General features: G+C 35.1%; 15 protein-coding genes. 12 read left to right on the forward strand and 3 right to left on the reverse strand.

Going from position 1 to position 19514, the window contains the following annotated elements:
* The 7 genes from BA768_RS19935 to BA768_RS19965 all read left to right on the forward strand — a co-directional run bounded on the left by BA768_RS19935 (position 1) and on the right by BA768_RS19965 (position 6340).
* The gene (locus tag BA768_RS19935) at positions 1-1980 is read left to right on the forward strand and encodes a TonB-dependent receptor (protein ID WP_065722140.1); all 1980 of its coding nucleotides are present in this window, start codon (positions 1-3) and stop codon (positions 1978-1980) included.
* Between the two features lies 1 nt (position 1981).
* On the forward strand, positions 1982-2977 hold the full coding sequence (locus BA768_RS19940; RefSeq protein WP_065722141.1) for an AAA family ATPase: 996 nt from the start codon (positions 1982-1984) through the stop codon (positions 2975-2977).
* Positions 2978-3094: 117 nt separating this feature from the next.
* Positions 3095-3781: an SIR2 family NAD-dependent protein deacylase gene (locus tag BA768_RS19945; protein ID WP_034672938.1), complete on the forward strand. Its 687-nt coding sequence runs from the start codon at positions 3095-3097 to the stop codon at positions 3779-3781.
* Positions 3781-4746: an ADP-ribosylglycohydrolase family protein gene (locus BA768_RS19950; RefSeq protein WP_065722142.1), complete on the forward strand. Its 966-nt coding sequence runs from the start codon at positions 3781-3783 to the stop codon at positions 4744-4746. The genes BA768_RS19945 and BA768_RS19950 overlap by 1 nt, the downstream gene beginning before the upstream one ends.
* An 11-nt stretch (positions 4747-4757) precedes the next feature.
* On the forward strand, positions 4758-5300 hold the full coding sequence (locus BA768_RS19955) for an RNA 2'-phosphotransferase (RefSeq protein ID WP_065722143.1): 543 nt from the start codon (positions 4758-4760) through the stop codon (positions 5298-5300).
* Between the two features lie 367 nt (positions 5301-5667).
* The gene (locus tag BA768_RS19960; RefSeq protein WP_034672947.1) at positions 5668-5949 is read left to right on the forward strand and encodes a hypothetical protein; all 282 of its coding nucleotides are present in this window, start codon (positions 5668-5670) and stop codon (positions 5947-5949) included.
* The gene (locus BA768_RS19965) at positions 5939-6340 is read left to right on the forward strand and encodes a hypothetical protein (protein ID WP_065722144.1); all 402 of its coding nucleotides are present in this window, start codon (positions 5939-5941) and stop codon (positions 6338-6340) included. Before BA768_RS19960 ends, BA768_RS19965 begins: the two co-directional genes overlap by 11 nt.
* Before the next feature lie 64 nt (positions 6341-6404).
* Here the strand turns inward: BA768_RS19965 and BA768_RS19970 are convergent, their stop codons facing one another.
* Positions 6405-10976: a T9SS type A sorting domain-containing protein gene (locus BA768_RS19970; RefSeq protein WP_065722145.1), complete on the reverse strand. Its 4572-nt coding sequence runs from the start codon at positions 10974-10976 to the stop codon at positions 6405-6407.
* Between the two features lie 131 nt (positions 10977-11107).
* On the opposite strand from BA768_RS19970, the gene BA768_RS19975 reads away from it, so the two are divergent.
* Positions 11108-11419 carry a winged helix-turn-helix transcriptional regulator gene (locus tag BA768_RS19975; RefSeq protein ID WP_065722146.1) on the forward strand — a complete coding sequence of 104 codons (312 nt, stop codon included), beginning with the start codon at positions 11108-11110 and terminating at the stop codon, positions 11417-11419.
* Between the two features lie 52 nt (positions 11420-11471).
* On the opposite strand, the gene BA768_RS19980 is transcribed toward BA768_RS19975, so the two are convergent.
* A complete protein-coding gene (locus tag BA768_RS19980) occupies positions 11472-12356 on the reverse strand; it encodes a cupin-like domain-containing protein (RefSeq protein WP_034672956.1) in 885 nt (294 codons plus the stop codon).
* A gap of 389 nt (positions 12357-12745) precedes the next feature.
* Between BA768_RS19980 and BA768_RS19985 the strand changes: the two genes are divergently transcribed.
* Complete coding sequence (locus BA768_RS19985) at positions 12746-15508, forward strand: TonB-dependent receptor (protein ID WP_065722147.1); 2763 nt, start codon at positions 12746-12748, stop codon at positions 15506-15508.
* Between the two features lie 49 nt (positions 15509-15557).
* Here the strand turns inward: BA768_RS19985 and BA768_RS19990 are convergent, their stop codons facing one another.
* Positions 15558-16055, reverse strand: a complete 498-nt coding sequence (locus BA768_RS19990; protein ID WP_065722148.1) for a DinB family protein — start codon at positions 16053-16055, stop codon at positions 15558-15560.
* A gap of 129 nt (positions 16056-16184) precedes the next feature.
* Between BA768_RS19990 and BA768_RS19995 the strand changes: the two genes are divergently transcribed.
* The 3 genes from BA768_RS19995 (at position 16185) to feoB (ending at position 19488) form a co-directional block, all read left to right on the forward strand.
* On the forward strand, positions 16185-17075 hold the full coding sequence (locus BA768_RS19995; protein WP_034672964.1) for a GLPGLI family protein: 891 nt from the start codon (positions 16185-16187) through the stop codon (positions 17073-17075).
* 174 nt (positions 17076-17249) lie between these two features.
* On the forward strand, positions 17250-17516 hold the full coding sequence (locus BA768_RS20000) for a ferrous iron transport protein A (RefSeq protein ID WP_394334184.1): 267 nt from the start codon (positions 17250-17252) through the stop codon (positions 17514-17516).
* A complete protein-coding gene (feoB, locus tag BA768_RS20005) occupies positions 17503-19488 on the forward strand; it encodes a ferrous iron transport protein B (protein WP_065722149.1) in 1986 nt (661 codons plus the stop codon). Before BA768_RS20000 ends, feoB begins: the two co-directional genes overlap by 14 nt.
* The last annotated feature ends 26 nt before the right edge of the window (positions 19489-19514 follow it).

Below are 19514 nucleotides of genomic sequence, written 5' to 3' on the forward strand. Positions count from 1 at the left end.
ATGAAAAAACTCATACTTTTAGCAACATTTATCCCGATTTCCTACCTTTTTTCTCAGGAAAAAGATTCGATCAGGGATATTCAGGAAGTGGTGATTCAGAGTGAAGCGGGAAGATTGCAGGCGGTGAATTTTCATAATATCAATCCTGCTAAAAGTATTCGAAATGTAGGGAAGGAGCCCTCTTTTTTATTGTCAGAATCTGTTCCGTCGGTCACGGCTTATTCGGATACTGGTGGAAATAATGGCTATTCTTACTACAGAATTCGTGGGATCGATCAGACGAGAATCAATGTTTCGATGGATGGAGCAGCGATGAATGAACCGGAAGATCAGGGCTCTTATTTTTCGAATTATCCGGATATTTTTAATTCTTTTGATAAAATTCAGATTCAGAAAGGAGTTGGCTTATCAAAGAATGGAACAGCGAGTTATGGCGGAAGCATTCAGTTGTTTTCTCCTGATTTAAAAGAAAAAAATCTTGAATTTGGAACAAATTACGGTTCGTATAATTCGATGAGATTGTATGGAAAGTACACTTCAGGAATTAAAAATAATATGGGAATTCATGTGAGATTATCCGAAATTTATTCTGATGGTTACAAGTATAATTCCTCTAATCATGGGCAATCTGCGTTTATCAGCGGTGGAATTTTCAAGGATAAAAGTATCTGGAAATTCAATGCTTTGATGGGGAATCAGAGAAATCAGCTGGCTTGGTTGGGCGTGACTCAGGAACAGATTGATAAAGATCCGCGAACCAATGGAAACAGAGATGAAAAAGATAGGTTTTTTCAGACATTTATGCAGGTTTTTAATCAGACGAAATTGAGCGAATCTTCTTCTCTTCAAAGCAGTATTCATTATATGCATTTGAATGGAAATTATGATTTTAACTGGAATAACTTCATCGGATTACCGGAAAACGGAGAAATTTACAATTATGCTTTTAATTCAAATTTCTTGGGATTTTATAGCAATTTTCAGAATAAATTTAAAAACGGAAAAATTGTCGCAGGAATTAATGGAAATGTATACCACAGAAATCACACAGGAAGCGAGATTTTCTTGGGAGAATTGTACAGAAATACAGGGTATAAAAATGATGTAAGTGCTTTTGCTCAGGGAGAATTCAAAGTTGGAAAATGGGTTTTTTCCGGAGATGTTCAGTATAGATTTGCAGATTTCAGGTATAAAGGAGATCTTTCGATGAATGAATTGGAATGGAATTTCTTCAATCCAAAAATTGGAATCAATTATCTGATTAACAATGAATCAAATGTATATTTCAGTTTGGGAAGAGTGGGAAGAGAGCCGACAAGAAATGATATTTTTATGGGAAATGATAATCTGATGCTTGATGAAAATAATCAATTGACACTTGGAACAATTTCGCCGGAATATGTAACTGACTATGAGTTGGGTTACCGTTTTAATAAGGATAAAATCAAGCTTGAATTCAATCTGTTTTACATGAATTTTAAAAATGAAATTGTATTAAACGGAAATTTCGGATCTAATGGTTTGGCTTTAACCAATAAAGTAGATAAAAGCTACAGAATTGGAGCTGAATTATCATTCAGTTATCAGATTAATGAGCATTGGAATTTGAAAAATAATTCATCTTTTGTTTCAGCTAAAATTAAAGAAGAAAACATTTCGTTTAGTCCGGTATTAACGCCGAAATTTATTGTAAATCAGGAAGTAAGCTATAAATTGAAGAATCTTACAATTAATGTAACTTCCAGATTTCAGGACAGTTCGTACATGGATTTCTCAAACACAGCAAAACTTCCATCTTATGTAATTTTCAATTCCGGAGTTTTGTATGACTGGAATCAATGGCAAATAGGATTTTTTGTGAATAATATAACGAACAGACGATATTATAATTACGGTTACACAGAAGCAGATGGCACAGGAAAGTATTTTATTCAGATGCCGAGAAATTATATGGCTTCTTTAAAATTTAAAGTTTTTTAAAATGAAAGGTTTTGTATTTGGTAAATTTTATCCGTTTCATATCGGTCATCAAAAAATGATCGAATTTGCACTTGAAAAAGGAGATGTAACGGTTTTAGTTTGTGCAGAAGAAAATGAAAAAATCGACGGAAATATCCGAAAGCAATGGATAAAAGATACTTTTTCTGAGAATAAAAATCTTAACGTAAAAATATTCAATTACAGTGAAAAAGATTTTCCGAATTCATCAGTTTCAGATTGGGAAATTTCAAAGAAGTGGAGTGAGGTTTTTAATGAGTATTTTAAAGAAGAAAACTTTCTGGTAACATCTGAGGAATATGGCGAAATGCTTTCTGTGATTATGGATGTTGACCATTTTATGTTTGATGAAAACAGGGAAAGTATTCAGATTTCAGCTTCAGAAATCCGCGAAAATTTATTTGAAAACTGGAGTTATCTTCCGTTATCCGTTCAGAAATATTTTGCATTAAAAGTTGTTTTTTTAGGAACAGAATCAACGGGAAAAACGGTGATGACGAATAAACTTTCCGAATATTTTAAAGCAAATAAAGTGTCGGAAGCGGGAAGAGATTTAATTCAAAATTCTAAGAAATTCGAATTTGAAAATCTTGAAAAAGTCTACACAGAACACGCCAATCGAATTGAAAAAGTGGATCATAAAGAAAGTTTCTTAACCTTAATTGATACTGATGTTCACATTACGAAATCGTACGCTGAATTTATTTTTGGGAGGAAATTAAACGTTCCGGAAGAAATTATTGAGAAAAATAAAGCCGATTTATATCTTTATTTGACAAAAGATGCAGAATATATTCAGGACGGAACCCGCCTTGAATTTGAAGAAAGAAACCTTTTAGATCAAAGTCATCGAAAGGTTTTAGTAGAAAATAAGATTAATTTTCTCGAAGTTTCCGGAACTTGGGAAGAAAGAGAAAAAATGGTGATTGAAAACATCAAAAATTTAATTTTGAAAAGACAAATGATATTCAAAGTATAAAAGATTAAGCTTATTTCTTTGCTGAGTGTAACGCCTTTGCGAACGAAAAATATACAGAATAATGGTAAAAAAATTCTTTGCGAGCCTTGCGTTAAAAACAATTAAAAACAACAACAAATGAAAAAACTAACCATATTAACCGGCGCAGGAATCAGTGCCGAAAGCGGAATAAAAACCTTCAGAGACGGAGATGGTCTTTGGGAAAATCATAATATAACAGATGTTGCAAGTCCGGAAGGATGGCGAAAAGACAGAGCTTTGGTATTGGAATTTTACAATCAGAGACGTCGCCAACTTCATGAAGTGAAACCAAATGATGCACACAAATTAATTGCCGATTTAGAAGAACATTTTGAGGTTCAGATTATCACACAAAATATCGATGATCTTCATGAAAGAGCGGGTTCTGCGAATATCCTTCATTTGCATGGAGAATTATTCAAATCTTGTTCATGCAACAATAAAAATCTGATTTACGAACAGAAAGACGATATCAGCATCGGGGATAAAGCGGAAGACGGCGCTCAATTGCGACCTTTTATCGTTTGGTTTGGTGAAGATGTTCCTTTGATGTATGAAGCTTCAAAAAAAGCGAAAGAAGCAGATATTTTTCTGGTAATTGGAACTTCTTTGCAGGTTTATCCGGCTGCAGGATTGCTTCATGATATTAAGGATGATTGTCTTTTAATTGTAATTAATCCCAACGAAACAGGTTTCGGATACGGACAAAGAGCGGTCGTAATGAAAGAAACCGCAACAAAAGGAATGCAATTATTGTATGATAAATTAGTAAATCTTGCCTAATGAAAAATACTGTAAAAGCAGGAGTTTTCGGAGTTTGCATTGGCGATGCTTTGGGCGTTCTGGTGGAATTCAGAAGCAGGGAACAATTAAAACGTTCACCAGTTACAAAAATGAGAGCTTTAGGAACACATCATCAACCTGCGGGAACCTGGAGTGATGATGGTTCTTTAACATTATGTCTTGCAGACAGCCTTTGTAATGGATATAATTTGGAAGACATGGCTTTGAAGTTTTTACAGTGGTACAATGCGGAAATTTGGACACCACACGGAAGAGTTTTCGATATTGGAATAGCAACTTCACAAGCCATCCATAGAATTAGCAAAGGAACTTCTCCTACTTTATGTGGTGGAACAAGTGAGTTTGATAATGGGAATGGTTCTTTAATGAGAATTTTGCCATTATTATTTTATATCAAAGATTTCCCGATTGAACAACGTTTTGATAGAATAAAAGAGGTTTCCAAGATTACACACGGACACATTCGTTCTGCTTTGGCTTGCTTCATTTATTTGGAATTGGCTTTGGAAATTCTCAAAGGAAAAAATAAGTGGGAAGCGTACAAAACAATGCAGAAAACAGTTCGGAACTTTTTAGATCATAATCCTATTTGTTCTCAAAATGAGATGGATAAATTTCATCGAATTTTAGAATTAAAAGTAGGTGAATATGATTTGGCTCCCCTACATACTTTGCAGGAAGAAGAAATAAGCTCTTCCGGTTATGTTCTCCACAGCTTAGAAGCCTCATTATGGTGTTTTCTAAACTCAGAAAGCTACTCTGAAGCAGTTTTAAAAGCAGTCAATTTAGGAGAAGATACCGATACAACAGGAGCCATCACAGGAGGAATTGCCGGAATTTATTATGGTTTTGAAAATATTCCCGAAGAGTGGGTTGAGGTTTTAGCGAAGAAAAAGGATATTGAAAAGCTGTGTGAAAAATTAGATAAAAAATTAATGAAATAAAAACACAAACCATGAACGAACAACAAAAGAAGAAAATAAGCAAATTCCTGAGCTATGTTCTCAGGCATCATCCCGAATTGATAGGGTTGAATCTGGATGAAAACGGTTGGGCAAATGTTGATGAACTGATCACAAAATCAACCAACGATTCACAAGGGTTTACTTTTGAAGAACTGGATGAAATTGTGCAGACCAATTCTAAAAAACGATTTGCTTTTAATGAAGATAAAACTAAAATCAGAGCAAGTCAGGGACATTCTATCGATATTAATTTAGCTTTAATTCCGCAACAACCGCCGGAATTTCTCTATCACGGAACGGCTCAGAATAATATCGATTCCATTTTAGAAAAAGGGATTGAAAAAAGAAGCCGGCAACACGTTCATTTAAGCATAGATAAAGAAACGGCAACGAATGTTGGAATGCGCCACGGAAAACCAATTATTCTCACCATTTCAACAGAAAAAATGTTTGAAGACGGAATTCTGTTTTATCTTTCTGAAAACAATGTTTGGCTGACAGATTTTGTGGATGCAAAATACATTTCAAAGTAAATGAAAAGAACATTAGCGATAGGTGACATTCACGGAGGAAGCTGCTGAAATATCTTCTCTAAAATGGGAAGATATTTTTAGTGTAAAAATCTGCGCAATCAGCAAAATCTGCGAGAACAAAATTATACATGAAGTTTGTCATTCCGTAGGAATTTCGACGATTACTCCAAAATAGCATAGATTCCACGCTCCACTTCGTTTCGTTCTGAATGACAAACTTTGTGTTTGTCAAGCACTTTTACAAACCTTTACGAAATTAAAATGATTTCAGGTGTATTTACCTTATCAATTCGGGTGTTTTTCCTCTGATTTTAATGATTTTATAGAGTGAAATTTGCTTTAGAAAAAACCAATAAAAATCACAGCTATGGCAACTAAAAAGCAATTTTTCGTTTCATTGGAAGGAGTAGACCTTTCAGACGAACAGTTAAAAAACATCGACAGAGGAATTCAGAATGTAGTGCTTTCCGAACTTTCGAAATTGGATAATTCGCAGGCTTTCGGAGCACACAGAAATTTCAAAGAATTTTTGAGACCTTTAAGAGTGAAAGATTGGTTTCCCTGGGGAATTATCATTTTCAAGCCTGGGGTAGCAATCGACAAGCAGATTCTGGATATTCAGAGCCAGATGAAAGGCTATGGAATCTGAATTTAATTCTTCAAAAAAAATGTGTCCCAGTTATCTCGGGAAAGTTGGGGCACAGCTTTTTGGAGTCGTCAATAAAGACGGAAAGGTACAGTTTATCACACCTCTCGCTGTCACAGAAGATTTTATTGAGCAAAATGAAAACCTTGAACAGAGATTTCGATTTACCGGAAAGTGTGTAGAAAAGGGTTGTGCTCAGTGGAATAATGAAGAATCTAAATGCTCTTTATCTCGGAAAGTTCAGAATTTAGACTTAAACAAAAATAAGAAATTATCCCATTGCCCGATTCGGTCTCAGTGCAGATGGTTTTCTCAGGATGGGAATGATGCCTGTTTTTCTTGCAATGAAATTACCAGAAATATGGAGGAATTATTAGTAAGCAGAATGCATTAATAAAATATAAAAGTAAAAACCACGCATGACGCGTGGTTTTTTTGTTATTGTTTTTGCAAAAAAGTTATTGTTTAATGATCTTTACAATAAGCTCGGAATTATTTATTCGAACTAAATAAGCTCCTGTGGTTAAAGAAGAAATGTTAGTTTGTTTGTTTTCAAATTTTCCTTCTCTTACAAGTTGCCCAGACATATTATAAATCTGATAATAGTAATCTTTATCATCTTTTGCATCAATGTGCAGAATGTCTCTCACAGGATTAGGATACAAAGCTAATTTTTCTGCTTTTACTTTTTCTTCAATCACTTCTTTTGTGAAAGCTGTCTTAGCCTGACCGCCTGTGTTTGGAGCTACAGGAATACCAGGTAAAGGACCTCTTGTCGTTCCGTTATCTTCCTGCTTTACACATCTGCAATTCATTGCTGCGTAAGGATCTACATCTGTATATTTCACAAGGATTCTGGAGAATCTGTCGAAGTTCATATAAGTGCCTCTTCCGGTAAGGTTTTGTTGTAAATTGGCATACCAGATTCCGCCTGGAATACCCGGGACATTAGGATCGATTTCACTGGTTAGAGATGCGGTATATATTACAGTCCTTTTACCTCGGATATAGCCCTTTGGATAATTGCCAGTATTGTAAAGACTATTATTAAATATAAAACCTACCGTTCTACCATAAGGATTCGTTCCTGATGGGATGTGAGAAATAACCGATCCGTAATAGCCTATTTCAGAACCGCCAACAGGTTGACCGTCACTGCCTGAATAGGCAATATACTCCGGATTGTTTTTCAAACTCCAAGGCGAAGATTTCGTAGGACTTGTTCCGGTCTCTGGTATTCTCCATCCGCTTGGACAAGGGTCAAAAACAGATTTCTTTTCACCAATTCCCCATCTTTCAGGATATAAACCATGATAATTGGTGTCAAATAACCAGTCAGAACCAAGAATATAATTAATATCTGCACGTGTTGGATATTTTACATTGGGCATCATAAACTTTAGCGGATTTGCTACAGAATATCCAAGTATTTTTTCTATTCTTACATCTATTTTATCAGCTGTATTAATGCTGCTCTTGTAAGTGTCATAGTTCACTACATTTCCAGAAATATAGCTAGCTTCTGTCAAAGTAGAATATGTAACAACACCATTATTGGTACTGCCGGTAAATACATTAAATTTAGAAAGAAGTGGTGCTACATTAGTGAATGTTGGTAAAGGGTCTTTTCTTCCCCATTGGTAATGTAATCCCTGAGAATTATTTAATTGAAGCATTTCCGCTGCCGATTTTGAATAAGAAGTTGGTGTAGTATCAATAGCACCTAAGTTTCTATCCATAATCGTGGTTTTCATGATTGTACCATACGGCGTATAATTCACATAATTATCTGTGGTTATAGGCGTATCATTTACATACGTAACAGAATTAATGGGAGTGTTTGTCACCCAAATATGCCAGCTCCAGTATGCAGGATTAGTGATAGAGCCATTATGTAATGTGACAACTGCATTTCCAGCCTTATTTGCATTTATTTTAACGTTAATATTTGCATCTTTTGAAGCCGGATTATCTATGGTTAATTGAGTAATTAAACCGTTATTATCTGTCCAAAGTACGTTCGCTTTTAAATCATTAAAGCTTGATGGATTTAAAATTTGAGTATTTCCTAAATAATTGCTCTGCGCAGAGAAAGCCTTGCTTACCGGGATTGAAATGATCTGATCTGTACCAGATTTTGTAATCATGTAACTATTTGGATTATCTAATCCTGTTTTATATGTTTCAGTTTCACTGAAAAACTTAGTTTGGAAATCATAGTTGTTTTTTACAAACAGAGGATCTTTTATACATCTACAGGCGTGTGCATCATTTGTTGGATAGTCGTCTGCGGGTTTGTAGCTGTACAAACCATAAACATTTGGATAGTTGGCTGCGTCAGGCTGATAATTATTAGCAATCTGATCTGCAGAAGGAATTAATCTCAGAGCACCTGCTATTGATGAAATATCTCCAAAAGTAGTCATCGTTGAGGTCCATAAATAGGTTTCAAGTTGGTCTGTAAATGTTGCTTTCGTATGATATCTGCCATCGCCGCTTTTTCCTCTTCCAATCCATCCTGTTCCCGGGAATATACCGATGTTGTTGCCCGCTACATTAGTCATGTCAAAACCATATTGAGGATATACTTTTATGCCAGCAAGATATGGTTTTAAGTTAGACAGTCCCGGAGGAATATTTGATTGTACTCCATTTAAAGCTGAAAGAGGGCTGCTTACTTTAGGTCCAAAAGGCGTAAAGTCCATTCTTACATTTTTGGTTGACGAAGCAACCAATGCCGATGGAAGTCTCCATCCGTTCGGACATGGGTCATAAGATGATTTATTTCTATAAGGTTGCGGAACTGAAATATCTGTTGCCTGTATTCCTAAAGAATTATCTGACCATAAATTTGTTTTGCTTAGTTCATTGGTCTGTAATCCCGTAACCTGCCCGAACCAGTTATAATAATATGGAACACCTGATATAGTGCTATATACAGCTGGTGTTGTAGTTCCGTCATCAGCTACATAGATCAGACTCAAAGGATTTTTTACAGATTCTCTGATATTTTCTTTTATTTCTGCAGTTGATTTATTAATGAATTTTATTAAACTGTTAAAGTTTTTATAATCATTAAATGGACTGTTCGAATACTTTAATCTTGCCGCTGCATCATCATAAACAACCTTTCCTATGCTTCCCGTTATCTGGTAGAAACTTGCGTCATTATTTGTCAGTGAAGGGAAAGGGTCTTTTCTTCCCCATTGGTACATAAGTCCGCCGCTTCTGTTCCACCCATCCCCATTCAAAGTTCCGCCAAGAGCGCCAAGATTTCTATCCATCCAACCCCAATCAGAATTCGGAATCGTTTCTATCGTACCATCGCTGAGTTCTCTTTTTATATCATCATAACTTTTATAGGTTGAACCATTTGTCGGATCATCGGTTACCCAAACATGCCACGACCAATATACAACTCCGTCTATTTTGTATGCAATAACGGCGTTTCCTTCTTTTACTTTGTTTACAGGAATTTTTATTTCTGCATTTTCTCCGCTGCCAACAATATCCAAAGCATAGTTTTCTTTAGATTTTATAAGCCCCATATTGTCTTCCCACAAAACATCGGCAGATATTACACCTGAAGGAATGGTGCTTCCTTTCATGTAATTTCCGTTTCTCCACATTTCGTAAGCTTTTTTCACAGGAATATACAATCCGTCTACATTGTTACCATCTTTATCTTTACCCGTGAAAACATAACTGTTTGGTGCTTTCGTCCAGTCAACAGCATCGGGCTGTGCTCCCGGATTGATTGTAATACAGGCAGCGGTATCCGGATTAACAGTATTACCAAAAACCCCAACATAATTAATAAACTTATTAATTTCAGTCTCAATTTCAGCTAAAGGTCTTGAAGTGCCGTTCCAAGCCGAAGTAACCTGCCTGTTTCTGATTGCCCCGACTCCGTAAAGGGAAGCTTGTGAAGTGTCTCCTAAAAAGAAATTTTCGGATCCGGGACCTCTGTCTTTATTGTTTAAAGGTGGATAACCGTAATCATTAGCTGTGCTATAGTTACTCATTGCGTTAATAGTAACATAGCTTCCATTGGCTTTGTACACTCTTAGCCCTGTAACTTTACTAATAACGATTACTACAGGTTCTTGGTCTGTAATTACATTATTAAGTTGTTCGGTGATATAATTATAAAGATTAAAATACCTATTTACTAAAGCATTGGGATTTTTAAAATCTAAATATCCTCTACCCGCTTGTTCTCCACCTTCTTCTGGTGGCATTACCCAATTACTGAAATTGATGAAAAATCCGGCATTCGAAAATTTTCCTGCAAACATATAAACGGGATCATGATAAGAATATTCCCATGGGCTTGTATCGCTTCCCTGATAAATATATTTCTGAGAACTTGCGATGGTAGCTAAATTGTTCGGGTTGGTAATATTTATAACCGGTGCATCAGGATTTGACGTATCCAATGTACCGTTTGCATTGATTGATAAAGCAATGTTATCAAGTTTTTTTGCTAAATGCTGAGAAGTTACCCTGTCTTTTACATTTGCAACCGTTCCATTGGGGTTTAAAACAACGGTTCCGTTGGTTTTTGGGGTAAACAAATACGTATAATCATTTTCATCCAGCTGACATTTTCCGGTTGTATAGTCAGACTGTTTGTAATGCGATACCGTTTTTTGCCAGATGATTGACGACCAGTTTGAAAGACCTGAATTAGAACTTAGTTCAATCTTGATGTTTTGTAAACTTGCAGCAGATGCAGGTAATTCAAATGTTGCCGTTAAATTTTGGCTAAATGTATTGGCCGCGATAAATGTTTTGTGCCATACCGGAATCCAGTTTCCGACAGCATCTTTGTACTTTATCGTAACCACGACGTGATCAGAAGTTACTGGTTTGTTGAAATTACCTTTTATCACAACAGCACCCTTTTGATTAGCTGTTTGCGTAACTTCAATATTCGGATCGAGATCCACTATATTCTGAGAATAAATGGGGATGTGTGCAAGACCCAAAACCAAAAATAGAAATTTTAAAATAGATTTTTTTTCCATTTCATAATGTGTTTTTAGAGTTAATAATTTTTAGATTATTTAATAGATAGACTATTAGACTTATTGTAAAAAAGATTAATTTTATACAAAGATTAACCTTTTGGTCTAACTTTACAATAAGTAAAAAAAATATGACTACTACACACACAAATGATAATTCAAATCCTTGTCCTGTACAAAGGCTTTTGAAGCTTTTCTCCGGTAAGTTAAAACCTGAAATTTTTTTTCTTGCAACAAAATCTTCTTTGAGATTTAATACTTTGCTGCGTGAAATAAATGGTGCAAACAAACAATCTTTGGCGATTGCATTGAAAGATCTGACAGAAGCTGAAGTGCTGGAAAAAATCGTGATCAGAAAGAAACCTCTCCACATTGAATATTACCTTACCGAAAAAGGCAAATCGATTATACCGCTGTTTGAGAAACTGGAAGAAATATTATAGGCCTTCCCACTACAGAAAGGCCTTATTTAAACATTTTGTTTTTTATTTGAAACTATCTTTTTGGTAAGCCTTTTTTCAGTGCATAGTTGGCTCTTTCTACAGCTTTTTTCTCTTTCCAGTCCATGTATTTCTTTTTGAACTGACCTTTCATGATATTATCGAAATTTCTCTGAACGGTGAGATTCCACAGAGAATTGGCTTTTACGGCCCACGATTTGTCCCATGCGCGAAGTGACAGAGAGAAACTTCCGTCAAGATATTTCATCCAGTGCCACCATCCGGTTGGCATAAATAAAGTGTCGCCATGCTCCAGAAAACATTCAATTCCTTCCACACCATCCAGTGCCGGAAATTTTTCAAAGTCAGGATTAGAAATATCAAAATCTTCTAATGCGTAGGTTGCATAAGGCAATTTGTACAATCTTTCTTTCCATTTGTATTCGAATAGCAATACGTGCTTTCTCCCATTAAAATGAGTATGGAAAATATGGGCTAAGTCTATGTCGTAATGAAGAAATGTTACAGAACCTTTTCCACCAAAAAACATGGAAGGATATTTATCGAGAAATCCACCCATAAGATCCGAAGGAGAAATGTAATCTTCAAGAAGCTTATTGGCGCGTTTTATAGGATCAAAAAAGAAAATACGCAAATCGGTAGGTTCTCTCTGGATCAAATCGATATAATCTGCAAATTTCATTTCCGTAGTCGGAGTGTTGATGGGTGCAGCCGGATCTGCCTTTGCACTGTCGTATAGGGGAACCACTACGTCTCCTACCACTTCCTTCACATATTCCATTGTCCATTTCTGATATGCCGGCCATTTTCTTGCCATATTTTTGATTACAACAGGCTTTCTTGGCTTCAGATATTTTTCAAAGAACTCTTCTTTTGTAATATCGTCTACAATATCTATCGGTTTGAGGATAACTCCCATTCTTGTAAAAATTTATGTTACAAAATTATTAAATATTTAAATACAGTATCTTCTTTAAGATATTTTTAATCTATGATGTTCATCACGTTTTTATTCAGTCGAAATAAACATAGCTTTTACCCTATAATTCAAGGATTTTTAGTAATTAAAAATTTAAATAAACATTGAAAAAATATTCATTAAATGGTGATTTTTTATTTGCTTTTGAATATTGATGTTAAAATTTGCTCTTCAAAAGTTAATTTTTACAAAAGAAGCGTAATAATATTTGTTTTTATAACTATGTTTGTAGTGATAATTTTTTAAATTTAACTATTCCTGAAAATTTATATCTCTATAAAGTGTAACAAAAAACATTAATAAATAACTAATTACTCAAATAATAAATTATGAAAGGAAAAATTTACCTCTTTCTGATGATTTTTTTCTCCACAATTGTTTTTGCTCAAAAAACAGTTTCCGGGAAGATTACTGATGAAGACGGCATTGCGATTCCGAGCGCAAGTGTAACGATTGAGGAACCAGGGAAAGATGCGATTCTTGCATACGGAATTACCAATTCTAAAGGTGAATACAAAGTAACATTTACTTCTGCAGAATCTAATGTAGACTTAAAGGTGAAGGCATTCAACCAAAAACCAATCATCAAGCAGATCAGCAACAGCGATCAGAATCTAACATTCAAAATGCAGTCTGAAGCCACCGAGATCAAAGAGGTGCAGCTGAAAACAAAAATGATTACTTCAAGAGGAGACACCATCGCCTACGACCTGAAAGCTTTCGACAGCAAAAGCGACCGTACTTTAGCCGATGTGATGAAAAAAATTCCGGGGATTGAAGTAAATGCAGACGGATCTATCCTTTATCAGGGAAATGCAATTAATAAATTTTATGTCAACGGAAAAGATTTAATGGAAGGAGGGTATGGAACCATCAACAACTCCCTGCCTAAAGATGCCGTACAAAAAGTTGAGGTTCTTGAAAATCACCAACCCGTAAAAATGTTGCAGGGAAAAATTCCTTCTGATGCGGCAGCGATAAATATTAAACTTAAAAACTCTGTTACCATGACTGGGCGAGGCGAAGTCGGCACTGGTTTCGGCGATCCATGGCTTTGGAATGTGAAACTTACACCTATGTTTTTCGGACAAAAAAGTCAGTGGGTAGCCAACTACAAAACCAACAATATGGGAGAGCAGGTAGAAAATGAAGGAAATATCATCGGTTTTGGAAGTTCTTGGGAAGGAAGAAGGGGAAATGCTGCACAAAATGATTGGCTAAACGTAGAAAATGCAAATACACCTAATCTTCCGGTAAGAAGATATTTATTTAACAATGTGCATTATCTTTCAGCAAACTATCTTACCAATATTGACAATAAAAAAGAATGGGAGTTTAAAGCTAACGCCAATTACACCAATAACAGTGTTGAAAGAGAAGATAATGTGCAAACAGTGTACGCACCAACACAGGATCAAGCTGGCTCGACTATTACAACTTCAACAAGAAATAATTTTTACACGGATAAATTAAAAGGAGAATTAATTTTCACTAAAAATGCAAAAAAAGGGTTCTTCAAAAATACAACGACTTTTTCGCAGTTCTGGAATGCAGATAGGGCAGTTGCTACGAGAGTTGGAAGAATAGGTGATCAATCTTTGCAATCTCCGACTTCTTCTTTTCAAAACTCATTGAGCACCATTATTCCGTGGAAAGAGAAAATGGTAAATTTAAAATCATACATAAATTATCAGGATGATTCTCAGGTTTTGGAGATTACTCCTGCGAATTATCTGCAGTTTCCTTATTTGCTTCCAAAAACAAATGAAGACGATCCGGATAAATTCGGAATTATCAATTTCGCACCGGGAACAAGTGCTGTTCAGGACTTCAGAATTAAAACTTTAGATACATCTCATTCTGCGAATATCAGTTTTACAACAAAGGGCTGGACATTTACTCCACAGATAGGAGTAGATTATTCAACAGACAAACTGTCGACAAATTTTAATGGATTGGCGATTCCAAACCCGGCTATCGAAAATGATGTTCAGCCAGATTTCGGCAGTTCTGTTTATGAAAACAATTTGGATTTCACAGAGATTGTACCGTCTGCTTCCGTTGGGATCAATTATAAAAATGACAGATGGAGCTTATATGCCAATGTGCCAATCAATTTTAACAGCATAAAAGCTGAAGATGATTTGAGAGGAGTTTCAAAATCTCTCAATAAAACCACATTCACGCCAAATGCGTTCTTACAATATAGTTTTGCTTCTTTTTGGAAAGCAAGTCTTACCGGAAACATTAGCAATAACTTTGGAGATATACAAACTGCTTATGCAGGATATATGTTGCTGAGTCCTGCAGGATTTAATGTAATGGATGCAAATAACCCGATCCCGGAAATCAATACGAAAACCGCAGGTTCAAGAATAGAATACAGAAATCCTTTGAATAATTTATTTTTTAATTTAAATTACAGAATAAGTGATACAAAAAGAAACCTATTGTCATCTCCTGTTTTAGACAGAAATACAGGATTTACATTGATTCAATATAGAAATCAGGATAATAAATCGACAAGTAACAGCTTCAGTGGTGAAGTAGGAAAATATTTCCCAAAGTTTAAAACTAATTTATCGGTTAACTATAGAAACTCATACACTGTTTCTGATGCTTTTCTTGATAATACTCAATATGAAAGTCAAAACACAAACCAGTCATATGGTTTGAAATTTAATAACACTTATTTTAGCTGGATGAGTATTGACTATAATGTAAGTTTTTCCAGAAATAAGCAGGAGAATGTTGGTCTTCCTAATGGAGGAAGATTGGCTACAAATAAAGGGTTTAATCATAATCTTGCGGCATTTCTTTATCCATTAGAAAATCATACAATTGGGTTTGCTTGGGATCAGGTAAATTCTAGTGATGGTACACGAAAGTTTGATAATGCATTTTTTGATCTTTCATACCAGTTTTCATGGGCAAAAAAGAAAATTGACTTTGAATTGAAATGGATGAATATAGCCAATCGTAAAGTTTTTGAAACGTATGATATTTTAGCATCTCAGAATGCAGTAAGATATACAACCATGCAACTTCGACCAAGCCAGGTCATGTTTACCGTAAAATTCAATTTTAAATAAATATTGAAAAACCAATCTCAGCGAGATTGGTTTTTTGTTTTTAATCTTTTTAAAAATTTGGATGATCTGCAGTCGGGCCATAGCTTCCGGGAAGATCAATATCATTCAGCCTGTAATAAACTCCCAGCTGTGCTCTATGATGGGTAATTTGGTTTAAACTGTGGCGAATCGCTTCATATTTTGTCCAGGAAGCCAGTTCGTGACCGTCATTTTTTAATGCCCATCTTGGCTCAAGATCTTGCTCTGAAGCTTTTTCCAATGCTTCTTCACTAGCTTTATGGTTTTCATCCAAAACCTGAAGCAATTCGTTTTTTGTCGTTAAAACTTTAGGTTCCATTCCGCTTTTGGCAAAATCAAGTTCAGACGTATTCAGCATAAATCCTGCCCAGCCAAAAACTTCCGTAATGTGGGTGGCAAGATGCATCATTTTCATGCTTTTCGAATGTGGAGCATATTCATTTTTATCATCAGGATAGATTTCTAAAAATCTTTTTGTTGTCTGATACTCAGCTTTCAGCTCGTCTCTTAGTTGTTTTAAAGTGTCCATATATTTTGTTTTTAGGTAAGCTTAAAATTAAAACTTTTAGAAGAGCTGAAAACTTTTATTAATAAAAATTTGAAAAATTCTGTAACAAAAACACACCATTGCGAACTAATAGTATAAACCCTTTAGAAAATGAAAAATATATTTTCAATAGTATTGATCGCCGTTTTTGCAATGGCAAATGCGCAGGAAACAGCAAACCGTTTCTTTTACGAATTAACGTATGCCCCAAATAAAGATTCTTTAGAAAAAAAGAATAAGGAGATGATGATCTTGGATATTACAAAAGATAAATCTATTTACAGAGATTATCTTGCGGTTTCTCAGGATTCTATTCTGAAAGTTGAGGTTGAAGCAATGCAGAAAGCAGGAACTTTCAAAGATCTTTCAAAATCTATAAAACAACCAAAGTTTTCGCATACCATTACAAAAACTTATCCTGCAATGGATATTTCTTATGCAGATTATATTCTTCAGGATAAAGTAAGTTATAAAGACGATAAGCCTTTTGAATGGAAAATTTTAGGAGATAAAGCTAAAATTGGAGAATATAATGCACAAAAAGCGACAACTACTTATGGTGGAAGAAACTGGGTGGCTTGGTTTACTACGGATGTTCCATTCCAGGATGGGCCGTATAAATTTAAAGGTTTACCGGGACTGATTGTAAAAGTGGAAGATGATGCGAAAAATTATTCATGGGAGCTTAAAGGAAACAAAAAAATTGCCAATTACGAACCCGAAAGTTATGGCGAAAAGCTGATGAAGCAGTTTGGGCAGGGGAAAAATAATCTTGAAGTAAACAGAGATAAATTCGAAACGATGTATGCTGCTTATAAAAAAGATCCTTTCGGAAGCATAAGATCACAGATGGCAATGATTCCTGCTGATGCAAAAATGCCGGATGGAACTTCGATTTCTCAGATGATGAGAGATGCTGAAGACAGACTAAAAAAACAACTAAAAGAAAACAATAATTCTATTGAGCTAAATGCAGCAGCAGAAAACAAAAAGAAAAAATAACATTCATATCAACTAAACTATATTTAAAATAAACCCAAATCCAGTAATGTGTTTGGGTTTATTTTTATTAATACTTAAATATATTGTAAATCTAACTGCCTTTAAATATGAAAACTAGCGTTATTTAGATTAAATTTAAATAACTATATTTGCAGTCACAAAAAATCAAGGGTCTTGAAGGATATTCAATCAAATACATTAAGCAGCTTCCCGAAAAATATAATCGGGAAAATCGTGGGTTATGAAAATGATGGACTGAAAATGCCTGCCAAAATTATAGAAATGGGACTTCTTCCGGACACACTTTTTAAAATTTTGTATCAGGCTCCTTTTGGCGGACCGCTTTATGTAGAATTTGGTGAAGAAAAAAGCCGTATTGCCCTGCGTAAAGAAGAAGGAGATTTTATCATTGTAGAAGATTTGATTAATGCAGGAAAATAACAACAAACAGATCCTTTTAGTAGGAAATCCGAATGTAGGAAAATCTACCGTTTTTAATGCGCTGTCCAACAAAAAGCAGAAAACGGGAAATTATGCAGGCGTTACAGTATCGAGTCATTCAGGGAATTATTCATATAAAAATGAAGAGGTTGAGATTGTAGATCTTCCCGGTTCTTACAGCATCTATCCGAGTTCTGAAGATGAGGCTATTTTTTCTAAATTTCTTATCGACGGGCAAAAAAACTATTCCGGAGTGGTTTATATTCTGGAAGCATTAAGTTTAAAAAGAGGCTTGTTGTTGTTTCAACAGATTCAGGATTTGGGAATTCCTATGATTTTGGTTTTAAATCAAATCGATCAGGCGGAAAGAAGAGGTATTCATATTGATGTAGAAAAACTTTCTCAGGCGTTAAACATAAAAGTCATTCAGACGAATGCAAAAGAACAGATAGGAATAGAAGCGATTAAAGAAGCGGTTTTCAACAACGAATTTATGACTTCTGAAAAAGCAGGATTTGAAATTCCTGTAGAACATAAAAATCTTCTTAAAGCAGATTCAGAGCATGATTATCACGCATGGATCAATCTTACTCTTGGTAAAGATTCAGATTCTGAATCAAAAAATATAGTTCCGAAAAGACTTCAGGTTCAGGAAACCGTGAGACGTTACCAGAATGCAGACAAGATTTTAGCAAATGTTATTACTAAAAAAGCTCAGTTTAAAGAACTTTTGACCGAAAAATTAGATAAAGTTCTGGTTCATAAATTCTGGGGATATGTTGTTTTCTTATTTATCCTTTTAATTATTTTCCAGTGCGTTTATTTCTTGGCAGAATATCCGATGAACTGGATTGATGAAGCTTTTGCGTGGCTTTCTGAATTTTCATCAACACATCTTCCTGTAGGTCCTATCAATTCATTGGTTTCACAAGGAATTATTCCTGGTTTAGGCGGAATTATCATCTTCGCCCCACAAATCGGAATTTTATTGTATTTTCTTTATTTACTGGAAGATTCAGGATATATGGCGAGAGTTGTTTTCCTGATGGACAGAATTTTAAGACCATTCGGACTAAACGGAAAAAGCATCGTACCATTGGTTTCTGGGACAGCCTGTGCAATTCCGGCGGTAATTTCAACAAGAAATATTGAAAATTTAAAGGAACGATTGCTTACGATTTTGGTAACACCATTCATGACTTGTTCTGCAAGGCTTCCTGTTTATAGCATTATCATAGGTCTTATTATTTCCGATGCCACCATATTTGGAATTCAATACAAAGCGTTAGTTCTTTTGGGAATGTATCTTTTAGGATTTTTTGTAGCTTTATTATCTTCAGCCATTCTTAAAAACTTTATTAAAGAAGACGGTAAAACATATCTTGTGATGGATTTGCCGACGTATAAAAAACCACTTTTCGGGTACGATTTTAAATTGGTTTTAGGGAAAGTCTGGGATTTTATTACTGGAGCAGGAAAAATTATTTTTATCGTAAGTATTATCATTTGGGTTTTAAGTTATTTCGGGCCGAAACAAAATCCTGATGAGGTAGTTGCAACCGATGTTGAATTAGACCATTCGTATTTAGCAAGAATGGGGAAATTTATCGAGCCGGCTATCGAACCTCTTGGTTATGACTGGAAAATGGGAGTGGGAATTCTTACAAGTTTCGTCGCAAGAGAGGTTTTCGTAGGAACGATGTCTACTTTATACAGCTTGGATGATGATGCTCCGGAAGGAAAAGTAATCGATAAGATGAGACAGGATGTAAAACCGAACGGCGAAAAGGTCTTCAACTTTGCAACAGGGGTTTCGGTATTGTTGTTTTACGCATTTGCAATGCAGTGTGTTTCTACACTTGCAGTAGTCTACAGAGAAACCAAAAGCTGGAAATGGACTGGTTTTCAGGTGGCAATGATGACCGGTTTGGCATATTTTGTGTCGATGTTTGTTTATCAAATCTTAAAATAATGAGTACATCATTAATTTTTCAATAT

The sequence above is a fragment of the Chryseobacterium sp. CBo1 genome, from assembly GCF_001693475.1.
In the GTDB taxonomy this organism is placed as follows: Bacteria; Bacteroidota; Bacteroidia; order Flavobacteriales; family Weeksellaceae; genus Chryseobacterium; species Chryseobacterium formosense.

Excerpts from the sequence above, each read along its gene's own strand:
- BA768_RS19985 (WP_065722147.1), top strand. The coding sequence starts at position 12,746 with ATGAAAGGAAAAATTTACCTCTTTCTGATGATTTTTTTCTCCACAATT.
- BA768_RS19950 (WP_065722142.1), top strand. The coding sequence starts at position 3,781 with ATGAAAAATACTGTAAAAGCAGGAGTTTTCGGAGTTTGCATTGGCGAT.
- BA768_RS19955 (WP_065722143.1), top strand. The coding sequence starts at position 4,758 with ATGAACGAACAACAAAAGAAGAAAATAAGCAAATTCCTGAGCTATGTT.
- BA768_RS19945 (WP_034672938.1), top strand. The coding sequence starts at position 3,095 with ATGAAAAAACTAACCATATTAACCGGCGCAGGAATCAGTGCCGAAAGC.
- BA768_RS19940 (WP_065722141.1), top strand. The coding sequence starts at position 1,982 with ATGAAAGGTTTTGTATTTGGTAAATTTTATCCGTTTCATATCGGTCAT.
- BA768_RS19975 (WP_065722146.1), top strand. The coding sequence starts at position 11,108 with ATGACTACTACACACACAAATGATAATTCAAATCCTTGTCCTGTACAA.
- BA768_RS19960 (WP_034672947.1), top strand. The coding sequence starts at position 5,668 with ATGGCAACTAAAAAGCAATTTTTCGTTTCATTGGAAGGAGTAGACCTT.
- feoB (WP_065722149.1), top strand. The coding sequence starts at position 17,503 with ATGCAGGAAAATAACAACAAACAGATCCTTTTAGTAGGAAATCCGAAT.
- BA768_RS19995 (WP_034672964.1), top strand. The coding sequence starts at position 16,185 with ATGAAAAATATATTTTCAATAGTATTGATCGCCGTTTTTGCAATGGCA.
- BA768_RS19980 (WP_034672956.1), bottom strand. The coding sequence starts at position 12,356 with ATGGGAGTTATCCTCAAACCGATAGATATTGTAGACGATATTACAAAA.
- BA768_RS19965 (WP_065722144.1), top strand. The coding sequence starts at position 5,939 with ATGGAATCTGAATTTAATTCTTCAAAAAAAATGTGTCCCAGTTATCTC.
- BA768_RS19970 (WP_065722145.1), bottom strand. The coding sequence starts at position 10,976 with ATGGAAAAAAAATCTATTTTAAAATTTCTATTTTTGGTTTTGGGTCTT.
- BA768_RS19990 (WP_065722148.1), bottom strand. The coding sequence starts at position 16,055 with ATGGACACTTTAAAACAACTAAGAGACGAGCTGAAAGCTGAGTATCAG.
- BA768_RS19935 (WP_065722140.1), top strand. The coding sequence starts at position 1 with ATGAAAAAACTCATACTTTTAGCAACATTTATCCCGATTTCCTACCTT.